General features: G+C 58.6%; 6 protein-coding genes and 1 tRNA gene. 6 read left to right on the top strand and 1 reads right to left on the bottom strand.

Going from position 1 to position 7,775, the window contains the following annotated elements; translation table 11 throughout:
- Positions 1-131: 131 nt before the first annotated feature.
- Positions 132-206: transfer RNA gene (locus tag ABLV52_RS12200), tRNA-Gln, on the top strand.
- 118 nt (positions 207-324) lie between these two features.
- On the opposite strand, the gene ubiF is transcribed toward ABLV52_RS12200, so the two are convergent.
- The gene (gene ubiF / locus ABLV52_RS12195; protein WP_044521625.1) at positions 325-1,500 is read right to left on the bottom strand and encodes a 3-demethoxyubiquinol 3-hydroxylase; all 1,176 of its coding nucleotides are present in this window, start codon (positions 1,498-1,500) and stop codon (positions 325-327) included.
- A 179-nt stretch (positions 1,501-1,679) separates the two neighbouring features.
- On the opposite strand from ubiF, the gene miaB reads away from it, so the two are divergent.
- The 5 genes from miaB (at position 1,680) to lnt (ending at position 7,466) form a co-directional block, all read left to right on the top strand.
- The gene (gene miaB / locus ABLV52_RS12190; RefSeq protein ID WP_004885906.1) at positions 1,680-3,104 is read left to right on the top strand and encodes a tRNA (N6-isopentenyl adenosine(37)-C2)-methylthiotransferase MiaB; all 1,425 of its coding nucleotides are present in this window, start codon (positions 1,680-1,682) and stop codon (positions 3,102-3,104) included.
- Between the two features lie 153 nt (positions 3,105-3,257).
- Positions 3,258-4,304 (top strand): PhoH family protein, encoded by a 1,047-nt coding sequence (locus ABLV52_RS12185; protein WP_004176871.1) that lies wholly within the window; start codon positions 3,258-3,260, stop codon positions 4,302-4,304.
- On the top strand, positions 4,301-4,774 hold the full coding sequence (gene ybeY / locus ABLV52_RS12180; protein ID WP_023288844.1) for an rRNA maturation RNase YbeY: 474 nt from the start codon (positions 4,301-4,303) through the stop codon (positions 4,772-4,774). The genes ABLV52_RS12185 and ybeY overlap by 4 nt, the downstream gene beginning before the upstream one ends.
- Positions 4,775-4,920: 146 nt before the next feature.
- Positions 4,921-5,799, top strand: coding sequence for a CNNM family magnesium/cobalt transport protein CorC (gene corC, locus ABLV52_RS12175; protein ID WP_004197606.1), 879 nt, complete (start codon positions 4,921-4,923; stop codon positions 5,797-5,799).
- A gap of 128 nt (positions 5,800-5,927) precedes the next feature.
- Positions 5,928-7,466 (top strand): apolipoprotein N-acyltransferase, encoded by a 1,539-nt coding sequence (gene lnt, locus ABLV52_RS12170; protein WP_348890437.1) that lies wholly within the window; start codon positions 5,928-5,930, stop codon positions 7,464-7,466.
- Positions 7,467-7,775: the final 309 nt, after the last annotated feature.

Here is a 7,775-nt window from a genome sequence, read left to right as displayed (position 1 = left end):
AGGCACCGGATTCTGATTCCGGCATTCCGAGGTTCGAATCCTCGTACCCCAGCCAAATTAAAAAGTCGTTCAGCAATGAACGCACTGTTGCGCTAAAACCGGGATAGTGACGGTTAAATGCAACAGACAATTGGGGTATCGCCAAGCGGTAAGGCACCGGATTCTGATTCCGGCATTCCGAGGTTCGAATCCTCGTACCCCAGCCACTTCAATGCAAAAAAGCCCACCTCGGTGGGCTTTTTTGTTATTGGCGTTTTGCCATCCTGGCGCATCACTGACTGCCGGGCAGGCGCTTTCCACGACGCCCCTGCCCGCGACGCCGGTTTACAAGCCTAACGCATACTTCAGCGCCTGACGCTTCAGCGCCCCGGCGCGTTCGGCCGCCATCAGGCCAATATTGCGCAGCATCCGCACCGGCGCCAGGTCATTGCTGAATCCGGCGTAAAACAGATCCATCCCCGACTGCATAATAAAATTATCCGCCCGCCGCCGCCCCTGGTAGCGCTTGAGCACCGGCAGGCTGGCCCACTCTTCGCCGCGGCCGCGCGCTTGCGTCAGGACCTCCAGCAGGGCGTCAACATCACGATAGCCAAGGTTAACCCCCTGCCCCGCCAGCGGATGAATGGTGTGCGCCGCATCGCCCACCAGCGCCAGACCAGGCTGAACATACTGCAGCGCATGACGCCGGGTGAGCGGGAAGGCGCCGGCCGCCTGCGGCGTCACCCGCCCGAGACGCGCCGGGAAATGGCGGGCGATCTCCTGCTGGAGCTGGGGCATGGACATACCCTGCAGCTGACGGATCCGCGCCGGGGCGTCATACCACACCAGCGAGGCCCAGTTGTCGAACAGCGGCAGGAAAGCGCGCGGTCCGCTGGGGGTAAACTGCTGCCAGGTGCTGTCGCCGGGATCGTCGGCGCATTGGACGCTAATGAGCATACAGGATTGCTGATATTGCCAGGCATGCACGCCGATGCCGGCCATCTCCCGCACCTGAGAGCTGGCGCCGTCGGCGCCGATAACCAGCCGGGCGTGGATCGTCTCCCCGTCGCGTAAACGCAACGCCGTCTCCGCCTCGCCGCGCTGCATCGCCTCCAGTTCGCCGCCAACACGCAGGGTAACCCCTTCGTGCGCCGTCAGCGCTTGCCACAGGCCCCACTGCAGGACCTTGTTCTCGACCATATAGCCCAGCTCCGGCAGCTTAAGCTCGGCGGCGTCAAAGGCGACGTGGGCGCTCTCCCACTCCCAGGTCTCCAGTCGACGGTAGGCGTGGACGCGCATCGCCCGCACGGCATCCCAGACGCCAAGGCTTTTCAGCAGGCCGACCGAGGCCGCGCTGATCGCCGAGATCCGCACATCCGGGGCGGATGCTGGATCGAAAGCCGGAGGCGCCGTTTTCTCAAGCACCGTCACGGTAAATCCCTGTTGCGCCAGCCCCAACGCCAGGGCGCCGCCGACCATGCCGCCTCCCACGATGGCGACATCTGTTGCGTGAATTGTCATGGCTATTATCCTTAAAGCAGAATCCGTTAAGTTTACCGGATTTTTCGCCCTCTTGCGGTGATAACGCTCGCACTGGTCAGGGGGCGACCAAAGCATTACAATACGCGCCCTGGAATGCGAAATTCACCCTGTATATATCCCCGCGTTTTGGATATCTATTACTGAGCATGAGCAAGTCAATGACAAAAAAACTCCATATTAAAACCTGGGGCTGTCAGATGAACGAGTATGATTCATCAAAGATGGCCGATCTGCTGGATGCGACACATGGGTATCAACTGACCGAAGTGGCGGAAGAAGCAGATGTGCTGTTGCTCAATACCTGCTCAATTCGTGAGAAGGCCCAGGAAAAAGTTTTCCATCAGCTTGGCCGCTGGAAGCTGCTGAAAGAGAAGAACCCGGACCTGATTATTGGCGTTGGCGGCTGCGTAGCTTCCCAGGAAGGCGACCATATTCGTCAGCGCGCGCACTATGTCGATATTATTTTCGGGCCGCAAACCCTGCACCGCCTGCCGGAGATGATTAACTCCGTGCGCGGCAACCGCAGCCCGGTGGTTGATATCAGCTTCCCGGAAATTGAAAAATTCGATCGCCTGCCAGAACCGCGCGCCGAAGGCCCGACCGCCTTTGTCTCGATTATGGAAGGCTGCAACAAATACTGCACCTACTGCGTGGTGCCCTACACCCGCGGAGAAGAAGTCAGCCGCCCGTGCGACGATATCCTGTTTGAAATCGCCCAACTGGCGGCGCAGGGCGTGCGTGAAGTCAACCTGCTGGGCCAGAACGTGAACGCCTGGCGCGGCGAGAACTACGACGGCACTACCGGCAGCTTTGCCGATCTGCTGCGCCTGGTCGCCGCTATCGACGGCATCGACCGCATTCGCTTCACCACCAGCCACCCGATCGAATTTACCGACGATATCATCGATGTCTATCGCGATACGCCGGAGCTGGTGAGCTTCCTGCACCTGCCGGTGCAAAGCGGCTCCGACCGCGTGCTGAACCTGATGGGACGCACCCATACCGCGCTGGAGTATAAAGCGATTATTCGCAAGCTGCGTGAAGCGCGTCCGGATATTCAGATAAGCTCCGACTTTATCGTCGGCTTCCCCGGCGAAACTACGGAAGATTTCGAAAAGACAATGAAGCTTATCGCCGACGTCAATTTCGATATGAGCTACAGCTTTATCTTCTCCGCCCGTCCGGGCACCCCGGCGGCCGATATGGTAGACGACGTGCCGGATGCCGATAAGAAACAGCGTCTGTATATTCTGCAGGAGCGCATCAACCAGCAGGCGATGGCCTGGAGCCGTCGCATGCTCGGCACGGTACAGCGCATCCTGGTGGAAGGCACGTCGCGCAAGAACATCATGGAGCTTTCCGGACGTACGGAGAACAACCGGGTGGTCAACTTTGAAGGCACCCCGGACCTCGTCGGCAAGTTTGTGGATGTCGAAATTGTCGATGTTTACACCAACTCGCTGCGCGGCAAAATCGTGCGCACCGAAGCGGAGATGGGTCTGCGTATCGCTGAATCACCTGAATCAGTGATTGCCCGCACCCGTAAAGAGAACGATCTTGGCGTAGGTATCTATCAGCCGTGATCCCTTCAGGCCTGTCGGTTCCGGCAGGCCTTGTAATTCCTCTCTCCGTCCCTATATCTACAGCAATGCTTGCGCCATTTTCCTGTGACGTAAATAATTTCCTGATTAGCCGGCCACGCGCCGCGTCCGGCCACCTGCGTAAAGAGGAACAGTTTGAACATAGACACTCGTGAAATTACCCTGGAGCCAGCGGATAACGCACGCCTGTTAGCCCTGTGCGGCCCGTTTGACGACAACATCAAACAGCTGGAGCGTCGGTTAGGCATTGAGATCAACCGCCGTGACAATCACTTTAAACTGACCGGACGCGCCCTTTGCGTGCACGCCGCCGCCGATATTCTGCGCAGCCTGTATGTCGACACGGCGCCGATGCGCGGTCAGATTCAGGATATCGAACCAGAGCAGATCCATCTGGCGATCAAAGAGGCGCGCGTGCTGGAGCAGAGCGCCGAGAGCGTGCCGGAGTACGGAAAAGCCGTCAATATCAAGACCAAGCGCGGGGTGATCAAACCGCGTACGCCGAACCAGGCGCAGTACATCGCCAATATCCTCGATCACGACATCACCTTCGGCGTGGGTCCGGCAGGTACCGGGAAAACCTATCTGGCGGTGGCGGCGGCGGTCGATGCGCTGGAGCGCCAGGAGATCCGCCGCATTCTGCTGACCCGTCCGGCCGTCGAGGCGGGCGAAAAGCTCGGCTTCCTGCCCGGCGATCTGAGCCAGAAGGTCGACCCGTATCTGCGCCCGCTGTACGACGCGCTGTTCGAGATGCTCGGCTTTGAGAAGGTGGAAAAGCTGATTGAGCGTAACGTCATCGAAGTGGCTCCTCTGGCCTATATGCGCGGACGGACGCTGAATGACGCCTTTATCATTCTTGATGAAAGCCAGAACACCACCATCGAGCAGATGAAGATGTTCCTGACCCGCATCGGCTTTAACTCCAAGGCGGTGATCACCGGCGACATCACGCAGATTGACCTGCCGCGCAGCACCAAATCCGGTCTGCGCCACGCCATCGAAGTGCTGGCGGAAGTCGATGAGATCAGCTTTAACTTCTTCCATAGCGAAGACGTGGTCCGCCATCCGGTGGTCGCCCGCATCGTGAACGCCTATGAGGCATGGGAAGCCGCAGACCAGAAACGTAAAGCAGAACTGGCCGCCGAGCGCAAACGCGAAGCCCAGGAACAGGAGCAAAAATGAGTCAGGTGATCCTCGATTTACAGCTGGCCTGCGAAGAGACCAGCGGCCTGCCGGACGAAGCCCTTTTTCAACGCTGGGTCGACGCCGTCATTCCGCCGTTTCAGGAGGAGTCAGAGTTAACGATTCGTCTGGTCGACGTTGCAGAAAGCCATGAGCTGAACCTGACCTATCGCGGCAAGGATAAACCGACCAATGTCCTCTCTTTCCCGTTTGAAGCGCCGCCGGGGATTGAAATGCCGCTGCTCGGCGATCTGATCATTTGCCGTCAGGTGGTGGAGCAGGAAGCCAGCGAGCAAGGGAAGCCGCTGGAGGCGCACTGGGCGCATATGGTGGTTCACGGCAGCCTCCATCTGCTGGGCTACGATCACATCGAAGATGACGAAGCGGAAGAGATGGAAGCCCTAGAAACAGAGATAATGCTTGCTCTGGGCTATGAGGACCCGTACATTTCCGAGAAGATTGCTGAATAGCCCCCTGCCGGATGGCGGCGCTTGCGTCTCATCCGGCCGCTGTTCATGCATTTTACCCGCCTGAACCTCAGGCAACCCATGCCGTCCGGCGCTGAGTGTACGCGCGACGAGCGACATTAAATCAACATGAGAACCCAAACGACGCCATGAGCGACGACAATTCACACAGTAGTGACACAGTAAACAGCAAAAAGGGATTTTTCTCCCTGTTACTCAGCCAGCTCTTTCACGGGGAACCGAAAAACCGCGATGAACTGCTGGCGCTGATCCGTGATTCCGGGCAGAACGACCTTATCGATGAAGATACCCGTGACATGCTCGAAGGGGTAATGGATATCGCCGACCAGCGGGTCCGCGACATTATGATCCCCCGTTCACAAATGATTACCCTGAAACGCAATCAGACGCTGGACGAGTGCCTTGATGTCATCATCGAATCCGCCCACTCGCGCTTCCCGGTCATCAGTGAAGATAAAGATCACATCGAAGGGATTCTGATGGCCAAGGATCTGCTGCCGTTTATGCGCAGCGACGCCGAAGCTTTCAGCATGGAAAAAGTGTTACGGCCGGCGGTTGTCGTTCCGGAAAGCAAGCGGGTCGACCGCATGCTGAAAGAGTTTCGCTCACAGCGCTACCATATGGCGATCGTTATTGACGAATTCGGCGGCGTCTCCGGTCTGGTGACCATCGAGGATATCCTTGAGCTCATCGTCGGGGAAATTGAAGACGAGTACGACGAAGAAGAAGATATCGATTTCCGCCAGCTGAGCCGCCATACGTGGACGGTGCGCGCTCTGGCCTCTATCGAAGACTTCAATGACGCCTTCGATACGCACTTCAGCGATGAAGAAGTGGATACCATTGGCGGACTGGTAATGCAGGCCTTTGGCCACCTGCCGGCTCGCGGCGAATCTATCGACATTGATGGTTACCAATTCAAGGTAGCAATGGCAGATAGTCGTCGTATCATTCAGGTGCATGTTAAGCTGCCGGATGACGCTCCCCAGCCGAAGCTGGAAGAGTAAGCGGCGGCGCTGAAGGTCACGGCCAGCCGGGAGACAGACCGTGGGCGATCCCCGGTTGTCCCCTCCCCCGGCTGGCAAACAGCATAGCCTGTGGCAACAGGCGTTAATTAACGGGACGATTAGCCTAAATGGTATTTGCCTCTCTTCTTGAACGTCAGCGCGTACGTCTGCTGCTGGCGCTGCTATTCGGAGCCAGCGGAACGCTGGCTTTTTCACCTTATAACTTCTGGCCCGCGGCGATTATTTCGCTGGTCGGTCTGCAGGCGTTAACCCTCAACCGCCGCCCGCTGCAAAGCGCCGGCATCGGCTATTTCTGGGGGCTCGGCCTGTTCGGCACGGGTATCAACTGGGTCTATGTCAGCATCGCGCAGTTTGGCGGTATGCCGGGCCCGGTTAACGTCTTCCTCGTCGTGCTGCTGGCGGCCTATCTCTCGCTCTACACCGGCCTGTTTGCCGGCCTGCTCGCCCGTCTGTGGCCCAAAACCAGCTGGCTGCGGGTGGCGATCGCCGCTCCCGTCGTCTGGCAGATCACCGAGTTCCTGCGCGGCTGGGTGCTGACCGGTTTTCCGTGGCTGCAGTTCGGCTACAGCCAGATTGACGGCCCGCTGAAAGGCCTGGCGCCGGTAATGGGCGTCGAGGCGATCAACTTCCTGCTGATGATGGTAAGCGGCCTGCTGGCCCTGGCCCTCGTCCAGCGCAACGGGAAGCCGCTGGTCATTGCCGCGCTGCTGTTCGCCCTGCCGTTCCCGCTGCGCTATATCCAGTGGTATCAGCTGCTGCCGGCGCGTGCGACACAGGTCTCGCTGGTGCAAGGCGATATCCCGCAGGCCATGAAGTGGGACGAGAAGCAGCTGGTTAACACTCTGAAAACCTATCTGGCGCTGACCCAGCCGCATATCGGCCACTCGCAGCTGATTATCTGGCCCGAATCGGCGATCCCGGATCTCGAGATCAACCAGCAGCAGTTCCTCAGCATGATGGACGATCTGCTGCGCGCAAAAGACAGCTCGCTGATCACCGGCATCGTCGACGCGCGTCTCAATAAGCAGAACCGCTACGACACCTACAACACCATCATTACCCTCGGCAAAGATAACCCGTACCGCTACGACTCGACCAACCGCTACAACAAGAACCATCTGGTGCCGTTCGGCGAGTTTGTACCGCTGGAGTCGATTCTGCGTCCGCTGGCGCCATTCTTCGACCTGCCGATGTCCTCCTTCAGCCGCGGTCCCTACGTGCAGCCGCAGCTGATGGCGCATAACCTCAAGCTGACCGCGGCCATCTGCTACGAGATCATCCTCGGGGAACAGGTGCGGGATAACTTCCGTCCGGACACCGACTTCCTGCTGACCATCTCCAACGACGCCTGGTTCGGCAAGTCCATCGGCCCGTGGCAACACTTCCAGATGGCGCGGATGCGCGCCCTGGAGCTGGCCCGCCCGCTGCTGCGCAGCACCAACAACGGCATTACCGCCGTCATCGGCCCGCGCGGCGAGATTCAGAAGATGATCCCGCAGTTTACCCGCGAGGTGTTGACCACCACCGTGACGCCCACCAGCGGCTTGACCCCTTACGCCCGCACTGGCAACTGGCCGCTGTGGGCGCTGACGGCGCTGCTCGGCTTCGGCGCGCTGCTGATGAGCCTGCGTCAGCGTCGCCGATAAATGCTCTGCCGGCGACGCCCGTCGTCGGCTTTTTTTTCTTCCCGTCATTTGCCATCCTGGCACAGTCATTGCTTTATTTAATCGGGTAGCGCCGTCCTCTGGCCCAGTGCAACCGGGTTGCACCATAAACGATCGACGGTCGCGCTATTTTGGTGCAATGGAAGATATTTGCCTCCGATTGGTGCGGAGCGCTTCGCAAAAATAAACAATAAAACAGCAAAATCTTTACATTAAGCCAAACTAAATGCTAACAAACACATACAAATGCGGCACGTGGATGCGTGCCCCCAATAACAACACACACAATCA

Origin of the sequence: Klebsiella sp. GB_Kp056, assembly GCF_040064755.1 — a bacterium.
GTDB lineage: Bacteria > Pseudomonadota > Gammaproteobacteria > Enterobacterales > Enterobacteriaceae > Klebsiella > Klebsiella quasipneumoniae.
This window is presented reverse-complemented; position numbering and strand designations above follow the sequence as displayed.

Excerpts from the sequence above, each read along its gene's own strand:
- ubiF (WP_044521625.1), bottom strand. The coding sequence starts at position 1,500 with ATGACAATTCACGCAACAGATGTCGCCATCGTGGGAGGCGGCATGGTC.
- miaB (WP_004885906.1), top strand. The coding sequence starts at position 1,680 with ATGACAAAAAAACTCCATATTAAAACCTGGGGCTGTCAGATGAACGAG.
- ybeY (WP_023288844.1), top strand. The coding sequence starts at position 4,301 with ATGAGTCAGGTGATCCTCGATTTACAGCTGGCCTGCGAAGAGACCAGC.
- corC (WP_004197606.1), top strand. The coding sequence starts at position 4,921 with ATGAGCGACGACAATTCACACAGTAGTGACACAGTAAACAGCAAAAAG.
- lnt (WP_348890437.1), top strand. The coding sequence starts at position 5,928 with ATGGTATTTGCCTCTCTTCTTGAACGTCAGCGCGTACGTCTGCTGCTG.